The organism is Pseudomonas sp. S2_F07 (genome assembly GCF_054668325.1).
In genome coordinates, this window is record NZ_CP162758.1 from 5,020,493 (window position 1) to 5,042,461 (window position 21,969).

General features: G+C 60.5%; 16 protein-coding genes and 1 pseudogene. 7 read left to right on the top strand and 10 right to left on the bottom strand.

The window, feature by feature from the left end:
- Positions 1-43 precede the first annotated feature (43 nt).
- Both guaB and guaA read left to right on the top strand, forming a co-directional pair.
- Complete coding sequence (gene guaB / locus AB4O40_RS22755) at positions 44-1,513, top strand: IMP dehydrogenase (RefSeq protein WP_008053208.1); 1,470 nt, start codon at positions 44-46, stop codon at positions 1,511-1,513.
- A 99-nt stretch (positions 1,514-1,612) separates the two neighbouring features.
- Positions 1,613-3,190, top strand: a complete 1,578-nt coding sequence (gene guaA, locus AB4O40_RS22760; protein ID WP_008053207.1) for a glutamine-hydrolyzing GMP synthase — start codon at positions 1,613-1,615, stop codon at positions 3,188-3,190.
- Positions 3,191-3,269: 79 nt separating this feature from the next.
- Here guaA and AB4O40_RS22765 read toward each other — a convergent pair whose 3' ends face one another.
- Positions 3,270-6,227, bottom strand: coding sequence for a dermonecrotic toxin domain-containing protein (locus tag AB4O40_RS22765; RefSeq protein ID WP_460160112.1), 2,958 nt, complete (start codon positions 6,225-6,227; stop codon positions 3,270-3,272).
- 256 nt (positions 6,228-6,483) lie between these two features.
- On the opposite strand from AB4O40_RS22765, the gene AB4O40_RS22770 reads away from it, so the two are divergent.
- Both AB4O40_RS22770 and tadA read left to right on the top strand, forming a co-directional pair.
- Complete coding sequence (locus tag AB4O40_RS22770; protein WP_056721172.1) at positions 6,484-7,860, top strand: multicopper oxidase family protein; 1,377 nt, start codon at positions 6,484-6,486, stop codon at positions 7,858-7,860.
- Complete coding sequence (tadA, locus tag AB4O40_RS22775; protein ID WP_056722278.1) at positions 7,860-8,357, top strand: tRNA adenosine(34) deaminase TadA; 498 nt, start codon at positions 7,860-7,862, stop codon at positions 8,355-8,357. Before AB4O40_RS22770 ends, tadA begins: the two co-directional genes overlap by 1 nt.
- Positions 8,358-8,402: 45 nt before the next feature.
- Here tadA and cmoB read toward each other — a convergent pair whose 3' ends face one another.
- The 7 genes from cmoB to AB4O40_RS22810 form a co-directional block, all read right to left on the bottom strand.
- On the bottom strand, positions 8,403-9,359 hold the full coding sequence (gene cmoB / locus AB4O40_RS22780; protein WP_056721170.1) for a tRNA 5-methoxyuridine(34)/uridine 5-oxyacetic acid(34) synthase CmoB: 957 nt from the start codon (positions 9,357-9,359) through the stop codon (positions 8,403-8,405).
- Positions 9,356-10,099: a carboxy-S-adenosyl-L-methionine synthase CmoA gene (gene cmoA, locus AB4O40_RS22785; protein WP_056721169.1), complete on the bottom strand. Its 744-nt coding sequence runs from the start codon at positions 10,097-10,099 to the stop codon at positions 9,356-9,358. Before cmoA ends, cmoB begins: the two co-directional genes overlap by 4 nt.
- 166 nt (positions 10,100-10,265) lie before the next feature.
- Positions 10,266-10,907, bottom strand: a complete 642-nt coding sequence (locus AB4O40_RS22790; RefSeq protein WP_409078337.1) for a lysoplasmalogenase — start codon at positions 10,905-10,907, stop codon at positions 10,266-10,268.
- A 2-nt stretch (positions 10,908-10,909) separates the two neighbouring features.
- On the bottom strand, positions 10,910-11,302 hold the full coding sequence (locus AB4O40_RS22795) for a protease inhibitor I42 family protein (protein WP_056721165.1): 393 nt from the start codon (positions 11,300-11,302) through the stop codon (positions 10,910-10,912).
- A gap of 216 nt (positions 11,303-11,518) precedes the next feature.
- Positions 11,519-13,936: an endopeptidase La gene (gene lon / locus AB4O40_RS22800; protein ID WP_223542198.1), complete on the bottom strand. Its 2,418-nt coding sequence runs from the start codon at positions 13,934-13,936 to the stop codon at positions 11,519-11,521.
- A 216-nt stretch (positions 13,937-14,152) separates the two neighbouring features.
- Positions 14,153-16,564 (bottom strand): glucose/quinate/shikimate family membrane-bound PQQ-dependent dehydrogenase, encoded by a 2,412-nt coding sequence (locus tag AB4O40_RS22805; protein ID WP_460057946.1) that lies wholly within the window; start codon positions 16,562-16,564, stop codon positions 14,153-14,155.
- Between the two features lie 214 nt (positions 16,565-16,778).
- Complete coding sequence (locus AB4O40_RS22810; RefSeq protein ID WP_223542196.1) at positions 16,779-18,161, bottom strand: carbohydrate porin; 1,383 nt, start codon at positions 18,159-18,161, stop codon at positions 16,779-16,781.
- Positions 18,162-18,467: 306 nt separating this feature from the next.
- On the opposite strand from AB4O40_RS22810, the gene AB4O40_RS22815 reads away from it, so the two are divergent.
- The gene (locus AB4O40_RS22815) at positions 18,468-18,698 is read left to right on the top strand and encodes a VF530 family protein (RefSeq protein ID WP_046041003.1); all 231 of its coding nucleotides are present in this window, start codon (positions 18,468-18,470) and stop codon (positions 18,696-18,698) included.
- A gap of 2 nt (positions 18,699-18,700) precedes the next feature.
- The gene (locus AB4O40_RS22820) at positions 18,701-19,342 is read left to right on the top strand and encodes a Pr6Pr family membrane protein (RefSeq protein ID WP_056721157.1); all 642 of its coding nucleotides are present in this window, start codon (positions 18,701-18,703) and stop codon (positions 19,340-19,342) included.
- 187 nt (positions 19,343-19,529) lie between these two features.
- On the opposite strand, the gene AB4O40_RS22825 is transcribed toward AB4O40_RS22820, so the two are convergent.
- Both AB4O40_RS22825 and AB4O40_RS22830 read right to left on the bottom strand, forming a co-directional pair.
- Positions 19,530-20,315 (bottom strand): siderophore-interacting protein, encoded by a 786-nt coding sequence (locus AB4O40_RS22825; protein ID WP_223542195.1) that lies wholly within the window; start codon positions 20,313-20,315, stop codon positions 19,530-19,532.
- Positions 20,312-20,886: pseudogene (locus AB4O40_RS22830) on the bottom strand (PadR family transcriptional regulator). The gene AB4O40_RS22825 and the pseudogene AB4O40_RS22830 overlap by 4 nt, the downstream one beginning before the upstream one ends.
- 506 nt (positions 20,887-21,392) lie before the next feature.
- On the opposite strand from AB4O40_RS22830, the gene AB4O40_RS22835 reads away from it, so the two are divergent.
- Positions 21,393-21,872, top strand: coding sequence for a CS1 type fimbrial major subunit (locus AB4O40_RS22835; protein WP_056721152.1), 480 nt, complete (start codon positions 21,393-21,395; stop codon positions 21,870-21,872).
- The last annotated feature ends 97 nt before the right edge of the window (positions 21,873-21,969 follow it).

The following is a 21,969-nucleotide window of genomic DNA, read 5'->3' on the forward strand; positions in this document are numbered from 1 at the left end:
CTATAATGGCGCGCTTCCATTTTCCCGCTCGGGAGCCCCCGCGATGCTGCGTATCAGCCAAGAAGCTCTGACATTCGACGACATTCTCCTAGTGCCCGGTTATTCCGAGGTGCTTCCTAACGAAGTCAGTCTCAAGACCCGCCTTACCCGTGGCATCGAGCTGAATATTCCACTGGTCTCCGCCGCCATGGACACCGTCACTGAAGCCCGTCTGGCAATCGCCATGGCTCAGGAAGGTGGTATCGGTATCATCCACAAGAACATGACCATCGAGCAGCAAGCTGCCGAAGTCCGCAAGGTCAAGCGTTACGAAGCCGGTGTGGTCAAGGATCCGATCACCATCGTCGCCGACGCCACCGTGCGCGAATTGTTCGAACTGACCCGCATGCACAACATCTCCGGCGTTCCGGTGCTGCACAATGGCGACCTGGTCGGCATTGTCACCTCCCGTGACGTGCGTTTCGAGAACCGTCTGGAAGCCACTGTCCGTGAAGTGATGACGCCTAAAGAGCGTCTGGTCACGGTCAAGGAAGGCGCCGACAAGAACGATGTGCGTGAATTGCTGCACAAGCACCGCATCGAACGCGTGCTGATCGTCGACGACAAATTCGCCCTCAAGGGCATGATGACCGTCAACGACATCGAAAAAGCCAAGGCTTACCCGCTGGCCAGCAAGGACGATCAAGGTCGTCTGCGTGTTGGTGCTGCAGTCGGCACCGGTAAAGACACCGGTGACCGCGTTGCTGCACTGGTCGCCGCCGGCGTTGACGTGGTGGTGGTCGACACCGCTCACGGTCACTCCAAGGGCGTGATCGACCGCGTTCGCTGGGTCAAGCAGAACTTCCCTGAAGTGCAGGTCATCGGCGGCAACATCGCCACCGGCGCTGCCGCCAAGGCCCTGGCCGAAGCTGGCGCTGACGCAGTCAAGGTCGGTATCGGCCCCGGCTCGATCTGCACCACCCGTATCGTCGCCGGTGTCGGTGTGCCGCAAATCAGTGCCATCGCCAACGTCGCCGCTGCCCTTGAAGGCACTGGCGTACCGTTGATCGCCGACGGCGGCATCCGTTTCTCCGGTGACCTGTCCAAGGCCATCGTGGCCGGTGCTTCCTGCGTGATGATGGGCTCGATGTTCGCCGGTACCGAAGAAGCGCCGGGCGAGATCGAACTGTTCCAGGGTCGTTCGTACAAGGCTTATCGCGGCATGGGTTCGCTGGGCGCCATGTCCCAGGCCCAAGGTTCCTCCGACCGTTACTTCCAGGACTCCTCGGCAGGCGCCGAGAAGCTGGTTCCGGAAGGCATCGAAGGGCGTGTTCCGTACAAGGGCACCCTGAGCGCGATCATCCATCAGCTGATGGGCGGCCTGCGCTCCTCGATGGGCTACACCGGCAGTGCCGACATCGAAGAGATGCGCACCAAGCCTGAGTTCGTGCGGATCACCGGCGCCGGCATGGCCGAATCCCACGTTCACGACGTGCAGATCACCAAAGAAGCGCCAAACTACCGCGTAGGTTGAGCCTTCAAGCAACAAGCTAAGCAACCGGGGCTGTTTTATTCAGCCCCGAGTTGTTTCTGAATCACGACTGTTTCCGAATTTTTTAGACGAGACTGAATCATGGCCCTCGACATTCACGCCCACCGCATCCTGATCCTCGACTTCGGTTCCCAGTACACCCAGCTGATCGCCCGCCGCGTGCGTGAAATCGGCGTGTACTGCGAACTGCACCCGTTCGACATGGACGAAGATGCGATCCGCGAATTCGCCCCTAAAGGCGTCATCCTCGCCGGCGGCCCGGAGTCGGTTCACGAAGCCAACAGCCCGCGCTGCCCGCAAGCGGTTTTCGATCTGGGCGTGCCGGTCTTCGGTATCTGCTACGGCATGCAGACCATGGCCGAGCAACTGGGCGGCAAGGTTGAAGGTTCCGAGCTGCGTGAGTTCGGCTATGCCCGCGTTGACGTGGTCGGCAAGAGCCGCCTGCTCGACGGCATCGAAGACCACATCGACGCCGATGGCCTGTTCGGCCTCGACGTATGGATGAGTCACGGTGACAAGGTCACCCGCATGCCGGAAGACTTCCACATCCTGGCCAGCACCCCGAGCTGCCCGATTGCCGGCATGTTCAGCGACGAGCGTCGTTACTACGGCGTGCAGTTCCACCCGGAAGTGACCCACACCAAGCAAGGCGGTCGCATCCTGTCGCGTTTCATCCTCGACATCTGCGAGTGTGAAGCGCTGTGGACTCCGTCGAAAATCGCTGAAGACGCCATCGCCCAGGTTCGCGCCCAGGTCGGCACCGACAACGTCCTGCTCGGCCTGTCCGGCGGTGTGGACTCGTCCGTGGTTGCCGCGCTGCTGCACAAGGCCATCGGCGACCAGCTGACTTGCGTATTCGTCGACAACGGCCTGCTGCGCCTGCACGAAGGCGAGCAAGTGATGGCCATGTTCGCCGAGAACATGGGTGTCAAGGTGATCCGCGCCAACGCCGAAGAGCAGTTCCTGGGCAACCTGGCCGGCGAAGCCGACCCGGAGAAGAAGCGCAAGATCATCGGCCGTACCTTCATCGACGTGTTCGATGCCGAATCCTGCAAGCTCGACAACATCAAGTACCTGGCCCAGGGCACCATCTACCCGGACGTGATCGAGTCGGCTGGCGCGAAAAGCGGCAAGGCCCACGTGATCAAGTCGCACCACAACGTGGGCGGCCTGCCGGAAGAAATGAACCTCAAGCTGGTTGAACCATTGCGCGAGCTGTTCAAGGACGAAGTCCGTCGTCTGGGCCTGGAACTGGGCCTGCCGTACGACATGGTCTACCGTCACCCGTTCCCGGGCCCGGGCCTGGGCGTGCGCATCCTCGGTGAAGTGAAGAAGGAATACGCCGACCTGCTGCGTCGTGCCGACCACATCTTCATCGAAGAACTGCGCAAGGCCGACTGGTACCACAAGGTCAGCCAGGCATTCGTGGTGTTCCAGCCGGTGAAATCGGTTGGCGTGGTGGGCGATGGCCGTCGTTACGCTTGGGTCGTGGCCCTGCGTGCCGTGGAAACCATCGACTTCATGACCGCGCGTTGGGCACACCTGCCTTACGAACTGCTGGAAACCGTCAGCGGGCGCATCATCAATGAAATCGAAGGCATCTCCCGCGTCACCTACGACGTGTCGAGCAAGCCGCCGGCGACCATTGAGTGGGAATGATCGTATGAGCCTGTGAAGCCAGGCTCAAATCGATTATGCCAAGAAGCCCCGGGTCGAGAGACCCGGGGCTTCTTGCGTTTCAGGGGATGCGTGTGGGTTTCAAGCCGTTGCGGCGCAGTGCATCCGAAAGGTCGGCCAGGCTGGCAAATCGCTTGCAATTGATGCTGCCCCACTGTGGGCGCTCGATGTACACGCCTGTGGCGTCGGCGTGGATGAGTGTGCGTACCAGTGAGCCGTCGCGGGCGCGGTGAACCAATTCGAGCTGGTTGCCGTACTTCTCGATGCTGAGCATGCCCGGTTGATTGAGTGCAGCCTCGAGTACCAGTTCCCTGGCAAGCTCGGGGGATTCCACTTTCAGGAGCAGGTCGTTCTTGACGATGTATACGGTGGTATCCGTACCGCTGCTTCCGGATTCTCCCGGATCTGGCTCAATGCTCGTGGGCTGGGCGATCTCGGCACTTTTTACCCGCAGTCCGATGCCACCTTCCAGTTCACTGACACCCGCGACGCCTTCCCAGGTATTGGAGTGGGTATTGCCAACCAGTGCAATCCAGCGATGAGGGCCTTTGGCGGCCTGGTCACCTTCGATGATGATCTTGGTAAAGTAATTCATCATTTTTTGCCGGTGGGCGTGAGTTACCTCGAACATGTTATCGACGCGATAGCTGGCGGCGCAGTCGATCGCCTGCACACGAATGTGGTTTTTCTGCGCGGCCTTGATCACCTTCATAAAGGTGAATCGGCCAGAGGGATCGGTGAAATGACCTGCATCGAGGTTCTTCAGGTAACTTTTCAGGCTTTTCGACATTACGCCGCTCTTGTTGAAAACATCCAGGTCCGCCTGATGGAAGTCGTTGAGCAGATGCTCCATGTACAGGGTTTTAACCTTTTGTTTGCTGAGTATTTCCATGTTCTCAATCAAGAACTGTTTGCTACCAATACTGGAGTGGCTTTCGCCGACTACCAGGGCGGGTGACTCTTCGAACAGCGTCTCGATGATGTCCTTGGTTCGGCTCACCGAGCCAAAGGTCGGAATGGTCGGCCTGGGAGGGAGTTCCGGGAGGTTTTGATAGTAGGCCTGAGCGTCTCGATACAGGGTTTTTCTCAGGGCCTTGAACTGCATGAGAGCGCTGTCGGGATTAAGAATGTCGTCGTATGCGTCACTGAGTTCTTTGTCTGCGTTTACGTCAGTGACGAATGGCATCAACTCGGACCGTAACGCCTGGGGTACATCATAGATAGTGCTGGGGCTGGCTACGTCGGGCAAAGGATCTGGCGTCCGCCCCCATGGCCAGCGTCCGAAAATTTTACCGCCGCCATACAGCCCGGGCCGGGTCAGGAGTTCCCATTCACCCTCGGCGTTCAAGCGAACCGGCAGGTTGCGGAAAAAAGAAAACGGGTTGGCGGGGTCGATGATCACCCAGGTCTTCATTTCGTTGACGTAGCGCACCAGGTAGTAGGAATTGTCGATTCGGATGTAATTTTCGCCTCTTGGTGTTTGGTAAACGTTGCGGTATTGGCCTTCGTCGGCCACGACCTCCATCCCATCGAGTACTTCATTGGTCTCGAACGGAGCCAGCGGGTTTTCACCTTCCAGCACATAGGCCCGGCCAGGGGCGGCGACAGTGATTTTCGGCGGGGCGCCAGTGGGGTGTTCGATTTCGTCGGCGAGGTTCTCCTGGGGGGTGAACTCATCGTTGGCTTCATCGACCTCCGCTATTTCGGCCGAGCCGCCGAGCGCCAGTGCATTGAAGAGGGTTTCGATGCTGCTGGAGATGGCGCCGAGCACACCGGCCTTGCGATCTTGGGCATTCTTCCCGTTGACGGCCTGGTCGATGTTCAGGCCGATGTTGGCCAGGCCGGCGCCGACGGCCGCCAGGGCCACCGGCCAGCCCGCCACGGCCATGGCCCCAAAGAGGCGGGTGACGGTGCTGAGGTAGCCGACCCACATTTTTTCCCGTAGGTCGCCATTGGAGCGCAGGGACAGATCGGCATCGTCGAACATACGCTCCCTGACCGAGTCACGGATCCAGCTGAAGGTGTCAACGTTGATGTCAGGTGCGTCCTGATCGAACAGGCTGCTGTCGTATTTGCCCCAGGTCGAATACAACAGGTCGATGGTGTGATTCAGGCCGACGTTGTCGCCGTCCTGTTGTTGCGCCGACAGTGGAAAGTGCGCCATGAACCGGGCGCGATTGTCCGGGTGATTGTTCTGGCATAGCAGCCACCAGTGCAGGTCATGGGAGGTTTCGAACACATGGAAGGCATCTGTTTCGCCAGGTGTATACAGGATCTGCCGACCCTGACGGTCGATGATGCGCAGTATGTCGCAGGCACGGTAGTTGCCGATGTACAACGGCGCGACCCGCAACCCTTCGGCAGGCGGCTCATGGGCGTGGAGCAAATCGAGGGTGATGGGCCGGGAGAGATGGCCGGCCACGGCCTTGAGCACGGTCTTGAGGTTCTCGTTGCTCAGGCGTGAGCCGTCGTGTTCCTCCAGCGCCTTGGAAATGAAGTTGAGCTTGGCCAGGGTTCGGAAGTTGTCCGAATGCCGGCGCCAGAAGGCGCTCATCTTGTCCCAGTAGCGGTCGTGAAAATTGATGCGCCACAGGTCCTTGATGACCTTACTCGGATACATCTTCACTTCGTTGGTTTCGTTGTAGATCCGGGCGTTCGCTCCCTCGTAGTAGAAACCGCCGTCACTGTCCAGCAGGTCGGCGTTGTCCTGGTCATGGGCTTGAAAGCGCTGGATCACCAACTGCGGCAAAGTCAGCGACTCAATGGGCTTGGGGTAGTGTTCCCAGAACAGGAAGGCCTTGGTGCTGGTCACCGAGGTGTTGTCGAAACGGTGCCACCAGATCCGGTCCGGATCGATGTGCCGGATGCCGTACTTGTCGAGAATGCCCTGGGCTTCGATATGGGCCATGTCGTGCATGTCGGGGCACGCTTCCACGAACGGAATCACCAGGTCTTTGAGGGCCTGCACGTCCTCGGGGTTGGGGAGTAGGAATTGTGAGTTTGTATCTGAAGAATTCATTTCTCTCTCCTTGAGAAATAGATGGGTTTGAAGTCGGCACTATGCCCGCGGACTACAGCCGGATCTGTAGGAATGACGGCGCACGGTGTCAGGTATTGATGGATCGGTGCTGTCAGAGGAGGTGCCGAACAGATTGCGGTCCCGCTGCGGCCCGCCGCCGCGCCCTCTTTGCTGTTTCTTTCACAACTGCGGGTGTATCGTATTCGCCTTTTGCGGGCCCCCGGGCCTGTCGCTGAAACGTGAGGTAGTTGAGTTCATGTCGTTTACCCGTCGCCAAATCCTCGGTGGCCTGGCCGGTCTTGTTGTCGTTGGTGTCGGTGCCGGGGGCGCGTCGCGTTACTGGCTGGGCAAGATGGCTGACGCCGAGGCGGGCCACGACTACGAGCTGATCGCGGCGCCGCTGGACGTCGAACTGGTAGCGGGGCACAAGACCCTGGCCTGGGCCTTCGGTCCGTCGGCGCCGGGCACCGAATTGCGGGTGCGCCAGGGTGAATGGCTGCGGGTGCGCTTCATCAACCATCTGCCGGTCGCCACCACCATTCACTGGCACGGTATCCGTCTGCCGCTGGAAATGGACGGTGTGCCTTACGTGTCGCAATTGCCGGTGCTGCCGGGTGAGTACTTCGACTACAAATTCCGCGTGCCGGATGCCGGCAGCTACTGGTATCACCCGCATGTGAACAGCAGTGAGGAGCTCGGTCGTGGCCTGGTCGGCCCTTTGATCATCGAGGAACGCGAGCCGACCGGGTTCAAGTATGAAAAGACCTTGAGCCTCAAGAGCTGGCATGTCGACGACGTCGGTAATTTCGTCGAGTTCAGCATCCCCCGTGAAGCGGCCCGTGGCGGTACGGCGGGGCGCCTGGCGACCATCAATGGCGTGCCGCAAGCGGTGATCGACCTGCCGGCCGGGCAGATCACCCGTGTACGCCTGCTCAACCTCGACAACACCCTGACTTATCGCCTGAACATTCCCGGCGTCGAAGCGCAGATCTATGCGCTGGATGGCAACCCGATCGAGCCACGACCATTGGGCAAGGAATACTGGCTCGGTCCGGGCATGCGCATTTGCCTGGCGATCAAGGCCCCGCCGGCCGGTGAAGAGTTGTCGCTGCGCAACGGCCCGGTGCGCCTGGGCACGTTCCGTTCGGTGGCCAACACCGATGCGCCGACCGAGTGGCCGCCGGCACTGCCGGCCAACCCGATTGCCGAGCCGGACCTGGCCAATGCCGAGAAACTCAACTTCAATTTCGAATGGGTTGGTTCGGTGTCGGTCAACGTCGACAACGGCAAGCCGCCGAGCCTGTGGCAGATCAACGGCAAGGCCTGGGACATCACCGACAAGACCTGCGCCGACCGCCCGATTGCCAGGCTCGAGAAAGGCAAGAGCTACATTTTCGAATTGAAGAACATGACTCAGTACCAGCACCCGATTCACCTGCACGGCATGAGTTTCAAGGTCATCGCCTCGAACCGGCACAAGGTCATTCCGTATTTCACCGACACCTACCTGCTGGGCAAGAACGAGCGCGCGCAGGTAGCGCTGGTGGCGGATAACCCGGGTGTCTGGATGTTCCACTGCCATGTGATCGACCACATGGAAACCGGCCTGATGGCCGCCATCGAGGTGGCATGATGCGTCAGATTCGTCCCGCCGCCATCATCGACCGCAGCCGTGATCGCGAATTCATGCGTGAGGCCCTGGCACTGGCAGCCCAAGGCGCAGCCCTAGGCGAAGTGCCGGTGGGCGCGGTGCTGGTGCAAGATGGAGAGATCATCGGTCGCGGCTTCAACTGTCCGATCACTGGCAGCGATCCGAGCGCTCACGCCGAAATGGTCGCCATCCGCGCCGCCGCCCAGGCGGTTAGCAACTATCGCCTGCCGGGCAGCACGCTGTATGTGACGCTGGAGCCGTGCAGCATGTGCGCAGGCCTGATCGTGCATTCGCGGATTGCGCGGGTGGTGTACGGGGCGCTGGAGCCGAAAGCCGGGATTGTGCAGAGCCAGGGGCAGTTCTTTACCCAGGGATTTTTGAATCACCGGGTGTTGTATGAAGGCGGGGTGTTGGCGCAGGAGTGCGGGGCGGTGCTCAGCGAATTCTTCAAGGCCCGGCGCGCAAAACCTGCAGACTGAACACCGTATCCACATTTTGATCTCCGTTGATCGGGGGATTGGGGTTTACTTACGCGCCACAATCACCGCCCGCATCGGCGCCGGCAGCCCTTCAACGGTCTTGCTGTGATCCTCTGGATCGAGGAAATCACTGAGCGACTGATACTTCATCCACTCCGTCCCGCGCTGTTCCTCGACCGTGGTGGTGCTGACGTCCACGCACTTCACATCCGTGAACCCGGCACGGCGCAGCCACAGCTCCAGCGCCGGCACCGACGGCAGGAACCACACATTACGCATCTGCGCGTAGCGGTCTTCCGGTACCAGCACCTGATGCTTGTCGCCTTCGACCACCAGGGTTTCCAGCACCAGTTCCCCGCCCTTGACCAGGCAATCCTTCAGCGCCAGCAAATGCTCGATGGGCGAACGGCGGTGGTAGAACACCCCCATGGAAAACACTGTGTCGAAACCTTCGAGGTTCGGCGGCAGGTCTTCGAACGGGAAGGGCAGGTGCCAGGCATTCGGCTCGGACAGGTAGCGTTGTACCGCCTGGAATTGGCAGAAGAACAGCCAGTTCGGATCGACACCGATCACGCTGTTGGCGCCGGCGCCGAGCATGCGCCACATGTAATAGCCGTTGCCGCAGCCGACATCGAGGATGCGCTTGCCCTTCAGGTCCAGGTGCGGGGCGACCCGCGACCATTTCCAGTCCGAGCGCCATTCAGTGTCGACGTGCACGCCGAACAGGTCGAACGGCCCCTTGCGCCATGGCGACAGGCCCATCAGCGCGGTGCGCATCTGTGCGCGGGTTTCTTCGTCGCAATCGGTGTCCAGTTTCAAGCCATTGAGCAAGTCGACTTCGCTCGGCTGGATCTTCGGCAGGGCGTCCAGCGCGCTTTGCCAGCGCTCCAGGTCGCCGTGGCCCTTTTCCATTTTCTTGTCGAGTTGCGCTTGCAGGGTGTTGGCCCAATCGGCCAGCGGAGTACCGGCCAGACGGCGGGCGAGGGGAGACAGATCAATCATGGCAAGGCAATCAACGAGGCAAAGTTAAGACACTGGAACCACGGCACGACTTTCGAGAACCCGGCGGCCAGCAGGCGTTCGCGGTGTTCTTCGAGGCTGTCGGGCTTCATGACGTTTTCGATGGCGCTGCGCTTCTGGGCGATTTCCAGCTCGCTGTAGCCGTTGGCGCGTTTGAAGGCGATGTGCAGGTCGGTGAGCAACGCGTGCTCCTGCTCGTCTTCGAAGCGCAGTTTTTCCGAGAGGATCAGCGCACCACCGGGCAACAGCGACTGACGGATGCGCGACAGCAACGCCGTGCGTTGGTCCGGGGCGATGAATTGCAGGGTGAAGTTCAGCGCGACCACCGAGGCCGGCTGGAACTCCAGCGCGAGGATATCGCCCTCGATCACTTCCACCGGCAGCAACTCCTGGAACATCGAATCCTGCCCGTTGAGGTACTCGCGGCAGCGTTCGACCATGGCCGCGGAGTTATCCACAGCAATGACGCGGCAACCGTCGGTGCGCACATGCCGGCGCAGGGCCTGGGTCACGGCCCCCAGGGACGAGCCCAGGTCGTACAACACGCTATTGGGCTGGGCGAACTGGGCAGCGAGCACGCCGAGGTTTTCGACAATGGTCGGATAACCCGGTACCGAGCGCTTGATCATGTCCGGGAACACCCGCACCACGTCTTCGTTGAAGGCGAAGTCAGGCACCTGGGCCAAAGGCTGGGCGAAAAGGCGATCGGGTTCTTTGCTCACGGCGGTTCCAGCGGTGTAGTTGGAAAAGGCCGGTATTTTAGCCAAGTTGGCGCGGGGATGCGCGGGTTGTCTGATAAACCGCCAAATCAAAAGATCGCAGCCTGCGGCAGCTCCTACCCTGGGAATGCGATCCCTGTAGGAGCTGCCGCAGGCTGCGATCTTTTTCTCATGCTGATTGCGTTTTTTTGCTGAAAGCCGAGGCAGTGATACCCCATTGCCCCAGCCAGTAACTGAGGATGATCACATAAGGCGCCGCATCAAACGGCGCCACAAACCGGCTGATGCCAATCACGCTGTCGGAGAACACGAACGCCACTGCGCCCGCCGCCGCCAGCAGCGCCGAACGCTTGGGCACGTCGGTCCCGAGTCGGGCCAGGGCGCGCCAGAGCATGGCGCTGATCGCCGTGCCATAGACAATCACGGGCACCAGCAATGGGCCGAGGCCGTTGGAAATCAGAATCCCCAGCAAGACGGCGCCGACACCGAGGGCCAGCACCAGCGGCAGCACGGCCAGGCGTCGGCAATCGCTCAGATAAGCCTTGAGATAAGCCAGATGCGCGACCAGAAACGCGCCCAGCCCAAACACAAACAAATCCCCCGGCCAGGCCAGCAACACATCGCCGACCAGGGAAAAAATCAACCCCAGGCTGATCCAGCGCCGATATTCGCCGGGCGGTGCGTCGTGCAGCCAGCCGAGCAGGGCCAACACCGGCAGCGGCTTGACCAGCAGGCACAGCAATGACGCATGCACGCTCAAGCCATAAAGGAAGGTCACCGCGCCCATCAGCGCCAGAATCAGCCAGCCCACGGTCAGTTGACCGAGATCGCGCAGTCGAACGAATCCACCGGCAGCACTTCCGGCGCCCATGGTTGTTGCGAAGTTAAACGCAAACGCCCGCTGCCGGGCGCAAAAGCCTGAAAGCGCCAGGTCGAGACCCCGGCCGCGCCGACGATGCCGGCATCTTCCGGATTTCGATAAACCTCTGGCCCCAGGGGGTGCAGTACGCCGCCGGCCGAATCCTGGATCGCCCAGCGATAGCCCGTGGTCGGATTGCTAGGCAGGGTCAGGATCAGGTTTTGCCCGTTGCTGAGCCGCACCGGACATTCGCTTTGTTTTTCCACGGTCACGTTGTGTGCAGGTTGCGTGGCGCATCCGGCCAGCAAGGCGAGGGCGAGGGGGGCAAGCAGGCGAATGGGGGACATGGATTCAGGGGCTCCGGCGTTCACGACGAACGGCGAGCATAACCGAGATGAGACAAAGTGTGACAGTCAGCCTGGACAGTGGTGTCAGGACTGACGCCTTCGCGGGCAAGCCCGCTCCCACAGGTAATTGAGTCGGTCACAAAACTTGTGTGCACCCTCAATCCCTGTGGGAGCGGGCTTGCCCGCGAAGACGGCAGTACAGGCGCTACACGAGCATCAGAACAACACCTTCGCCACATCCGCAAAGCGCTTGGCAAAGTGCACGGTAATGCCTTCCTTCAGATACTCCGGCAGCTCCTCGAAATTGCCCTGGTTGGCCTCCGGCAGAATCAGTTCGAAAATCTTCTGCCGCCGCGCCGCAATCACTTTTTCCCGCACGCCGCCAATCGGCAGTACATGGCCGGTCAACGTCAGTTCGCCGGTCATGGCCACGCCTTTTTTCGGCGGCTGGTTGCGCGCCAGCGATAGCAGGGCGCTGGCCATGGTCACGCCAGCGCTCGGGCCGTCTTTCGGGGTGGCGCCTTCCGGCACGTGCAGGTGAACGAAGGCTTCGTCGAAGAACTTCGGATCGCCGCCAAAGGACTTCAGGTGCGAGCTGACGTAGCTGTAGGCGATTTCCGCCGACTCTTTCATCACGTCACCCAACTGCCCGGTGAGCTTGAAGCCACGGTTGAGGGTATGGATGCGCGTGGCTTCGATCGGCAAGGTGGCGCCGCCCATGCTGGTCCAGGCAAGGCCGGTGATCACGCCGACACCCGACAGCACCTGCTCGTTGCGGAACACCGGTTTGCCGAGGGACGTTTCGAGGTCTTTCGGGCCGAGCTTGATCACCGCCTTTGGGTCGTCGAGCAGTTTCATCACCGCTTTGCGCACCAGTTTGCCGAGGTTTTTTTCCAGCTGGCGCACGCCGGCTTCACGGGCATAACCGTCGACCAACGCCTTGAGCGCACTGTCGGTGATGCTCAGGCTGCCCTTGGACACACCGGCTTTCTCAAGCTGCTTGGGCCACAGGTGACGCTTGGCGATGGCGACTTTTTCTTCGGTGATGTAGCCCGACAGACGAATCACTTCCATCCGGTCCAGTAACGGGACAGGGATCGAGTCGAGAGTGTTGGCGGTGCAGACGAACAGCACCTTCGACAGGTCCATCCGCAGGTCCAGATAGTGGTCGAGGAACTCGACGTTCTGCTCCGGATCAAGGGTTTCCAGCAGTGCCGAGGCCGGGTCGCCCTGGTAGCTCTGGCCCATCTTGTCGATCTCGTCGAGCATGATCACCGGGTTCATCACTTCGACGTCTTTCAACGCCTGAACCAGTTTGCCCGGTTGTGCGCCGATGTAGGTGCGGCGATGACCCTTGATCTCGGCTTCGTCGCGCATGCCGCCAACGCTGAAGCGGTAGAACGGCCGGCCCAGGGATTCGGCGATGGATTTGCCGACGCTGGTTTTACCAACGCCCGGCGGGCCGACCAGCAGCACGATGGAGCCGCTGATTTCGCCTTTATAAGCGCCGACTGCGAGAAATTCGAGGATGCGGTCCTTGATGTCGTCCAGGCCTGCGTGGTGTTTGTCCAGCACCTTGCGCGCGTGCTTGAGGTCGAGTTTGTCCTCGCCGTACACGCCCCAGGGCACCGAGGTCGCCCAGTCGATGTAATTGCGGGTCACCGCATACTCCGGCGAGCCGGTTTCGAGGATCGACAGCTTGTTCATTTCCTCTTCGAGGCGTTTCTGCACCTGCGTCGGCAGGACTTTGCCCACCAGCCGCTGCTCGAACTGTTCGAGGTCGGCACTGCGGTCGTCCTTGGTCAGCCCCAGCTCCTGCTGGATGACCTTGAGTTGTTCCTTGAGGAAGAACTCGCGCTGATGTTCGCCGATCTTGCGATTAACTTCGGCGGAAATCTCTTTTTGCAGGCGCGCGACCTCGACTTCCTTGCGCAGCATCGGCAGGACTTTTTCCATGCGCTTGAGCATTGGCACGCAGTCGAGCACTTCCTGCAGCTCGCTGCCGGTGGCCGATGTCAGCGCGGCGGCGAAGTCGGTCAGCGGCGACGGATCGTTGGGGCTGAAGCGGTTGAGGTAGTTCTTCAGCTCTTCGCTGTACAGCGGGTTGAGCGGCAGCAGTTCCTTGATCGCATTGATCAGCGCCATGCCGTAGGCCTTGACCTCGTCGGTCGGCTCGGTGGGCTGGTGCGGGTATTCGACTTCCACCAGGTACGGCGGGCGGTGATGCTTGAGCCAGGTCTTGAGGCGGACGCGGGTCAGGCCCTGGGCGACGAATTGCAGCTTGCCGTTTTCGCGGCTGGCGTGGTGCACCTTGACCAGGGTGCCGTAGAGCGGCAGGGCCGAGGTGTCGAAGTGGCGCGGGTCTTCCTGGGGCGTGTCCATGTAGAACAGGGCCAGGGAGTGGTGTTCGGACTTGGCCACCAGGTCCAGGGTTTCGGCCCACGGTTCTTCGTTGACGATGACCGGCAGCACTTGGGCCGGGAAGAACGGGCGATTGTGAATCGGGATGATGTAGACCTTGTCCGGCAGGTTCTGACCAGGCAGGGCCAGGCCTTTACCAGGTTTGTGCTGTGTGGCGTTTTCCGGATCGGCGTATTCGCTCGGGTCTTCGGGGAATTCCTGCTGGTCGCTCATGGGGGTACCTGCGCAATGGGTATGGGTCTTAGATGGGGCAGGTTGGCGGTGGTTTCAACGGTCATTTTCTGCAATGCCGTGTTTCGAAGGCGTGTTCAGCGCAGAGACAGGTTAGCTGAACCATGGCCGTGCGCGGTCAAAATGTGGGAGGGCGATGTGGCACAAAAAAGGCGACGTCCTCACGGGCGTCGCCTTTGGTTTTACTGCCGCGAAAACTTACTCGGACAGTTTGTACGCAATCACATAGTCACCCATCTTGGTGCCCAGTGAGCCGTGGCCACCGACGACCAGCAGCACGTACTGCTTGCCGTCCTTGCCGGTGTAGGTCATCGGCGTAGCCTGACCGCCAGCCGGCAGGCGCGCTTTCCAAAGCTCGCTGCCGGTGTTGACGTCATAGGCGCGCAGGTATTGATCCAGCGTGCCGCTCAGGAAGCCGACGCCGCCGGCGGTGACCATCGAGCCACCCATGCTTGGCACGCCGAGTGGCAGGCCGATAGGCAATGGCGAGCTGTCGCGGCTGGTGCCGTTCTTGCGTTTCCACACGACTTTGCCTGTGGTCAGGTCGATGCCGGCCACGTAGCCCCAGGCCGGAGCCTGGCACGGCACGCCGAGCGGCGACATGAACGGGTGCATGATCACCGCGTAAGGGGCGCCCGTGTTCGGTTGCACGCCTGCGGTTTCGCTTTCGCGCTTGCTGTCGGCCGCGACTTCGGCGCGAGGCACCATCTTCGAGACGAAGGCCATGTAGTTCGGGCTGGTGAACAGCATCTGGCGAACCGGGTCGACCGAAACGCCGCCCCAGTTGAAGACGCCGACGTTCCCCGGATAGATCAGGCTGCCCTGTTCCGACGGCGGGGTGTACTGGCCTTCGTAGCGCAGTTCCTTGAACTGGATGCGGCACAGCATCTGGTCGAACGGGCTGGCGCCCCACATGGCTCTTTCGGTCAGTTCCGGGGCCAGCAGGTTCAGGTCCGAACGGGCCTGGGTCGGCGCGGTGTGGTCACCTTTCACGGCGCCTTGCGGAGCCGGAACTTCCTTGATCGGGATGATCGGCGTGCCGTCACGACGGTCGAGGACGTACAGGCTGCCTTGCTTGGTCGGTTGGATCACTGCCGGCTTGATGCCGTCGGCGGTTTTCATGTCCAGCAAGGTTGGCTGGCTGCCGACGTCCATGTCCCACAGGTCATGGTGAGTGAACTGGTAGTTCCAGCGCACCTTGCCGGTGGCCAGGTCCAGTGCGACCAGGCCGGCACTGAACTTCTCGGCGCCCGGGGTGCGGTCCGCGCCCCACTGGTCAGGGGTCTGGTTGCCCAGTGGCAGGTAGACCATGCCGAGTTTTTCGTCGACGCTGGCCAGCGACCACATGTTGGCCGAGTTGCGGCTGTAGTGTTCGCCCTCTGGCAGCGGTTCGGTCGCGTCGGGATTGTTGCTGTCCCAGTTCCATACCAGATGACCGTCGTGTACGTCAAAGGCACGGATCACGCCGGATGGCTCGTTGGTCGACTCGTTGTCGGTGACGTGGCCGCCCATGATCACCAGGTCACGGGTGATCGCTGCCGGCGAGGTGGAGTAGTAGCCACCGGGGGTGAACGGTCCGATGCCTTGAGTCAGGTCAACCACGCCGTTTTTACCGAAACCTTCGCAGACCTTGCCGGTGTCGGCATTGAGTGCGATCAGGCGTGCATCGGCGGTTGGCAGGTACAGACGACGCGGGCAGGCCTGGGCGACGGCTTTGCCGGCCTCGGAAATCACTGCCGAAGCAGCGTTTTCAGACTTGGCGTAGGCTGCTTCGTCGTAGTACGACACGCCACGGCAGGTCATGTGGGCGAAGCCCTTGAAGCCCACCGGGCTCTTGATCTGCGGGTCGAAACGCCACAGTTCCTTGCCGGTGTCCGGGTCCAGCGCCAGCACCTTGCTATGGGCCGTGCAGGCGTAGAGCATGCCGTTGGCCTTGAGCGGGGTGTTTTCGTTGGTCAGTTCCACCGGGTCATCGGCGGTCGGCAGATCGCCGGTCTGGATACGCCAGGCTTCTTGCAGCTTGCCGACGTTGGCCGGGGTGATCTGCTTGAGCGGCGAGTAGCGGTCACCGAATTCGCTGCGGCCATAGGCCTGCCAGTCGCCTTCGGGCATCTGCGGCGCGGTGCTGGTCATGTCCGCGGTATCGCGGCCCAGTTCGCCCAAGGTCTCGCCCGGATGGGTGAACTGGCTGGCCACGGCGGTGGCGCCTGCCAGGACCACGGCCACGCCCAAGGCGCCGGTGCCCATGGGGGCAGGGCCGTTGATCAGCAATGGACGACGGAACCACGGCAGCAGCATCACCACACCGAGGGCGAACCACAGCGCCAGGCGCGGCACCAGTTGCCACCAGTCCAGGCCCACTTCCCACAGCGCCCAAACGGTACTGGCGAACAGCACCAGTGCGTACAGGCCCAGCGCCGCACGACGGGCGGCGATCAGCAAGACACCGCTCAGCGCGATGCCGATACCGGCCAGCAGGTAATACAGCGAGCCGCCGAGCATGCTCAGCTTGATTCCCCCGGCCAGCATGGCCAGGCCCATCAGTAGAAGCAGGATGCCGAGCAGGGTCGGCAACAGACGGCTTCGACCCAAGGCACTATCAGTGCTCATAGTGTGATTCTCCGTGATGTTTCATAGAGTCCCGCGCAAGTTCACTGTAGATGACGATCCGGCGCGGGCGTGGTTCAGATAAAAGCTGTTGGGTTCACGCAATCCCTTGTGGGAGCGGGCTTGCTCGCGAAAGCGGTGGTTCAGGCAGCACAAATGTTGGCTGTGATGACGCCTTCGCGAGCAAGCCCGCTCCCACAGGGTTTTGTGGTGTTTTTTAGAACGAGGACTGGACCTTGATCCCGCCGATCAGCGCGTCATCGACCTCGTTCACGCCACCGGGATGGCGGATGTATTGCAGGTTCGGGCGCACGGTCAGCCAGTGGGTCACGTGCACGCCGTAATAGAGTTCGGCGCTGTATTCGGTGTCCTGGGGCGGCAGGTAGGACGGATTGTCGTAGTCGAAGACGACATTGGCCTGGTTGGTCGCCTCGGCGTTCTTGCGATAGGCCGGGTTGACGTGGACGCGGGCCATGGCAAAGCCGATGTCGTCCCGGGTGCGCGCGTCGAACGGGCCTTTGTAGACGAGGCCGGCCTGGACGTAGTTGTCGATGGCGTTGGTCTTCTTGTCGTGCATCGTGCCGTTGGCGAACAGGCTCAGGCCACGGGAGTGGTCGCTGGCGATACTGGTGACTTGCTGCTGAAGACCCAGCCACACGCCGTGTTTGCTCGACGCGCTGCGGTAGGCTTCGCCGCTCAGGGCGGCAGGCTGGCCATTGCTGTCCTTGTAGACGTCGGTGGCGCTGGCGCTGCTGTAGTAGTAACCGGCGCGGTATTCACCCGGCAGGCCGTTGAGTTTCGGCGTCCACACCAGCTCCACCGGCACGACCGCGCCCTGGGTGCCGCTGCCGCTGAGCTTGAAGCCGTTGTCGCGGTCAAGGTTCGACGGGTTCTGTTCGTACGCGCCAACCTGTGCATAAAGCTCAGGCGTCAGGTGATATTTGACCCGCATCGCCCACTGGCTGACCGGCCAGTTGTACCAGATGTCGCCCGCCCAGTTGCCGACCTGGGAACCGCAGAACGCCAGGTTCTGGAAGTCGCAGGGGAAGCTGTTGAAGTCTTCGCCTTCGCCGAATCGGCCGACCTTGATGTCGAGTTTTTCATCGAGGAATTTCTGCTGGTACCACATCTGCGTCAGGCGCCAGGTCTGGCCGCGGCCCCAGACTTCCTGGGCCGAGGTGAAGCCGCCGACACGCGGGTCGTTGATGCGGTCGTTGCTGATGTTGTTGCCGCTGCGTTCGGTGATGGTCAACTGGAACTCGGCGTCGTCCCAGCCGAGGATCTTCTGCAAGTCCAGGTGAGTGCCCAGGCCGAACTGGTCGCTGTAGCGCGCCGTGCGGTCGTGGTCGTAGCCGCCGTGAAGATTGCTGCCCATTTCACCGGTGTAATCGACTTTGAAGTCGTAGCCTTTTTCCGCGAGTTCTGTGCGAGTGCCATTCCAGTCACCGAGCATCCACGGTGAATCGCTATCGAAGGCAGGTGCCGCCTGAACGCAGGAGGCAAGGCCCAGCGCGGTGAGGCCACCGATCAGGGGCAGGATGTTTCGCTGGGCAGCAGTTGCAAAGACAGCGCTGTCTCGCAAAGATTTAAAGTCAGGCATAGAGACGGAGTTCTTGATCTTTTTCTGGGGGATAAACGGAAAGCAGCAGGCGTGAAGCGAAAGCAGAAGCGTTTCAGCAGGCAGCGGGGTGCAAGGATAATGTTCTGTTACAAATAGAGAAAGTGCTTTTGCTGACATGCATCGTTTCGGATTTGGTAACAGTGACAAAAGATCGCAGCCTGCGGCAGCTCCTACAGGATACGGATTCCAATGTAGGAGCTGCCGCAGGCTGCGATCTTTTCCGTTTCACCTACATTTAACGTAAGGTGCGCGGCTTCCAATTCCCACTCTGCTCGAAGGCCCGGCATGACCGAACACAATACCGATCCGTTGCATGGCGTGACGCTGGAACAGATCCTCAACGCGCTGGTTGAACACTACGAGTGGTCGGGGCTGGCCGAGCGCATCGATATCCGCTGCTTCAAGAGCGAACCGAGCATCAAGTCGAGCCTGACGTTCCTGCGCAAGACTCCGTGGGCGCGGGAGAAGGTCGAACGCCTGTATGTGAAGTTGATGCGCACCAAACGACCGCTTTGAACATGGCCGACCCGTCTGCGTTACGCCGTCGTTTTGTGGCCGTGGCTGCCATGCTCGGCTGGGCGGGATTGAGCATCCAGATGTACCTGATTTTCCATTCGCGCTGGACGCTGGGCGCCAGCCTGATCGGCGGGCTGGTAAGTTTTTTCAGCTATTTCACCGTGCTGAGCAACACCCTGGTGGCGACCGTGCTGACCTGTGAATGGACATCCCGCGAGTCAGCCGCGCGGCGCTGGTTCCTGCAGCCTTGGGTCAGCAGTGGCATTGCCGTGAGCATCGCGGTGGTGAGCCTCGCCTACAACCTGCTGCTGCGCCACTTGTGGCATCCCGAGGGCTGGCAATGGCTGGCCGATGAGCTGTTGCACGACATCATGCCGTTGCTGTTCCTGGGGTATTGGTGGCGTTGTGTGCCCAAGGGCACATTGCGCGTGTGGCATATCGCGCTGTGGGTGATTTATCCGCTGCTGTATTTCGCCTATTCACTGTTGCGCGGGCATCTGCTGGCGGTTTACCCGTATCCCTTCGTGGATGTGGACAAACTGGGTTATCCACAGGTGTTCATCAATGCCGGCGGGTTGTTGGTGGGTTTTGTGGTGATTGCGTTGCTGGCGATCGGGCTGGATCGGTGGCGGGCTCGGAAGTGAGCAACCATGGAAAGTTTGAGCACCTTTGTGGCGAGGGAGCTTGCTCCCGCTCGGCTGCGAAGCAGTCGTAAAATCTGTTCATTGGGTTTTTCAGATAAAACCAAGTAGCAGGTTTTGGCACTGCTGCGCAGTGCAACGGGAGCAAGCTCCCTCGCCACAGAACATCCGGCCCACCTATGGATGATCTTTATTCTTCGCCGCAGTCAGCCAATTTCCAGTAACCCACCGCCTTGACGAACTGCTCGTCCAGCCCGTGCTCATCGAGCAACACCCGGCGAATCTGCCGCGACACCTTGCTCTCGGTCGCCACCCACGCGTACAGGCTGCCGGCAGGCACCTGGATCTGGCGCACGGTGCTCAATAAATGATCTTTGCCGCCTTCGCGCAGCACCCAGATCACATTGACCTCGGCCGCACTGTGCAGCACCTGCTGCTCCTTGCCGTTTTCCACTTCCACGATCACCAGCGCACGGCGGTTGGCCGCCAGGCCTTCCAGGCGCCGGGCGATAGCGGGCAGGGCGGTCTCGTCGCCGATCAGCAGGTAGCTGTCGAAGATGTCCGGGACGATCATCGAACCCCGGGGCCCGCCGATGTGCAGGAACTGCCCGGGTTGGGCCTGTGCCGCCCAGGTCGAGGCCGGGCCGTCGCCGTGCAGCACGAAGTCGATGTCCAGTTCCAGGGTGTTCAGGTCATAGCGGCGCGGGGTGTAGTCGCGCATCTCGGGCAGCGGACCGTTGTCCTTGCCGGCGCCCAGCACCAGGTTTTCCAGGGCCGCGGCCTGCTCGGCGTTCTGCGGGAACAACAGTTTGACGTGATCGTCCGTGCCCAGGCTGACGAACCCTGCCAATTCAGGGCCACCCAGGGTAATCCGGCGCATGCGCGGGGTCAGGTCGACCACGCGCAACACTTCCAGGCGACGGCGTTTGATTTCGTGCATGACACGGTGAATGGTTGAGGCGATCACTTCAGTCATTCGGCGTTCTCCTGAACGGGTTGAACGGCGGGGCCGTCGACGATGGCTTTGGCGGTGTCGTTGAGCAGGTCGCGTACCCGCAGGATTTCGTCCGGGCTCCAGCGTCCATGGTGCATTTGCAGGGCGTGGCGCAGGTTATGCACAGCTTCGTGGATCTCTGCCGGACGATCATGGCCGCGCAGTGAACGCTTGCTGACGTCGATGCGCATGCGCACGCCATCCAGTGCTACAGCTTGCTCTTGCAGGAACAGACGTCCGGCATCGGTGATGGTGTAGCGTTTTTTCCGCCTTCGGCGTCGCCCAGGATCAGTTCGCTTTCTTCCAGGAACGTCAGGGTCGGGTAGATCACGCCGGGACTGGGACAGTAGGCGCCGTCGAACATGCCTTCGATCTGGCGGATCAAGTCGTAGCCGTGGCACGGCTGTTCGGCGATCAATGCCGGCAGCAACAACTTCAGATCACCGGGGGCAAATACCCGGGGGCCGCGACCACCGCGTTCGCGGGCGGGACGTTTCTCGAAGCCGTCGCGGCCATCGCCGTGCTCACGGTGGGGGGAATGATGGTCTCTCATTTTCTGCTTTCTCTCGTCGTGTTTAGATACAACTTAAGATATATCTTAACGATCTGGCAACGGCTCCCGACCAACGGCATTCCCCCGCGTCGACCCTGGTTTGAAGGTCAAATCGAAAAAATAGTGCTTATTAGTACAGGTCAAACCTCCAGAATTAGTGTTAACTCTCTAATGTATTAGTTTGCTCCATTGTTTACTCGGGTTGTGGTATTGGTCTTACAGAAGTTGCTTTGCTAATATCTCGAGTGTCATGGCGGACAGGGCGCCATTTGTAGTCTGTCTCTTACAGTCAAACATTGGGTTTGTAGTTGTTTTGGCTTTTTTCTTTCTGCGGTGATGGCACTCCGGCTACGCACTTGCAGGAACTTTCTTGCTTACTTTAAAGATAAATTGATTGATCATCTTTCGGCGTTGAAAGTTCAGCTGGGCAAATGGCTGCTCGTGACGGTTTTTGCTCGGCATGAACTTTCAATACGTCATCCTTTTAAAAACACAGGTACTGAAAGATGTTCAAGAAAATCGCGTTCGCTGCTCCCCTGGCTGTTCTGGCTCTGAGTTCTTCGATGGCGTTTGCCGCAACCGAAGCCCGACACAACATCAGTCTGGTTGCTACTGTCAATGCTGACGACTTCTATGCGGTGCCGGTTGACTCTGATCTGGTAAACAAGGATCAGGATATGAGCTACAACCCCTCTACCAATTCCATGAGAACCGTGGATGGTTTTTTTGATGTGCTTCATACCGCCGGCAAGGTCAACGCACGACTTGAAGGCATCCCGAAGCTGATTGCCGGTAACAAAAGCATCGACTTGAAAGTCGAGCTCAATGGCAAGGCTCTAACAACTACTTCACAGGAAGTTGTTGGTGATGAAGAGTCCAATACCCGTTATCGCGCACCCTTCAAAATCAGTGCGGTTACCACGCAAAAACCTGATGCAGGTGATTACACTGGCGTCGTGATGTTGGTTGTCGAGCCCTCGGTCTAAGTAATATCGGCGACGGCAAACCGTTTACTTATATCAAGTGACGTTCTCGGTCGGCAAACTTTCCGGTTTGTCGGCCGTGTTTGAACTCCTTTGCAAT

Bases quoted from the DNA above. Each gene is read 5' to 3' on its own strand.
- guaB (WP_008053208.1), top strand. From the start codon at position 44: ATGCTGCGTATCAGCCAAGAAGCTCTGACATTCGACGACATTCTCCTA.
- guaA (WP_008053207.1), top strand. From the start codon at position 1,613: ATGGCCCTCGACATTCACGCCCACCGCATCCTGATCCTCGACTTCGGT.
- AB4O40_RS22765 (WP_460160112.1), bottom strand. From the start codon at position 6,227: ATGAATTCTTCAGATACAAACTCACAATTCCTACTCCCCAACCCCGAG.
- AB4O40_RS22770 (WP_056721172.1), top strand. From the start codon at position 6,484: ATGTCGTTTACCCGTCGCCAAATCCTCGGTGGCCTGGCCGGTCTTGTT.
- tadA (WP_056722278.1), top strand. From the start codon at position 7,860: ATGCGTCAGATTCGTCCCGCCGCCATCATCGACCGCAGCCGTGATCGC.
- cmoB (WP_056721170.1), bottom strand. From the start codon at position 9,359: ATGATTGATCTGTCTCCCCTCGCCCGCCGTCTGGCCGGTACTCCGCTG.
- AB4O40_RS22795 (WP_056721165.1), bottom strand. From the start codon at position 11,302: ATGTCCCCCATTCGCCTGCTTGCCCCCCTCGCCCTCGCCTTGCTGGCC.
- lon (WP_223542198.1), bottom strand. From the start codon at position 13,936: ATGAGCGACCAGCAGGAATTCCCCGAAGACCCGAGCGAATACGCCGAT.
- AB4O40_RS22805 (WP_460057946.1), bottom strand. From the start codon at position 16,564: ATGAGCACTGATAGTGCCTTGGGTCGAAGCCGTCTGTTGCCGACCCTG.
- AB4O40_RS22810 (WP_223542196.1), bottom strand. From the start codon at position 18,161: ATGCCTGACTTTAAATCTTTGCGAGACAGCGCTGTCTTTGCAACTGCT.
- AB4O40_RS22815 (WP_046041003.1), top strand. From the start codon at position 18,468: ATGACCGAACACAATACCGATCCGTTGCATGGCGTGACGCTGGAACAG.
- AB4O40_RS22820 (WP_056721157.1), top strand. From the start codon at position 18,701: ATGGCCGACCCGTCTGCGTTACGCCGTCGTTTTGTGGCCGTGGCTGCC.
- AB4O40_RS22825 (WP_223542195.1), bottom strand. From the start codon at position 20,315: ATGACTGAAGTGATCGCCTCAACCATTCACCGTGTCATGCACGAAATC.
- AB4O40_RS22835 (WP_056721152.1), top strand. From the start codon at position 21,393: ATGTTCAAGAAAATCGCGTTCGCTGCTCCCCTGGCTGTTCTGGCTCTG.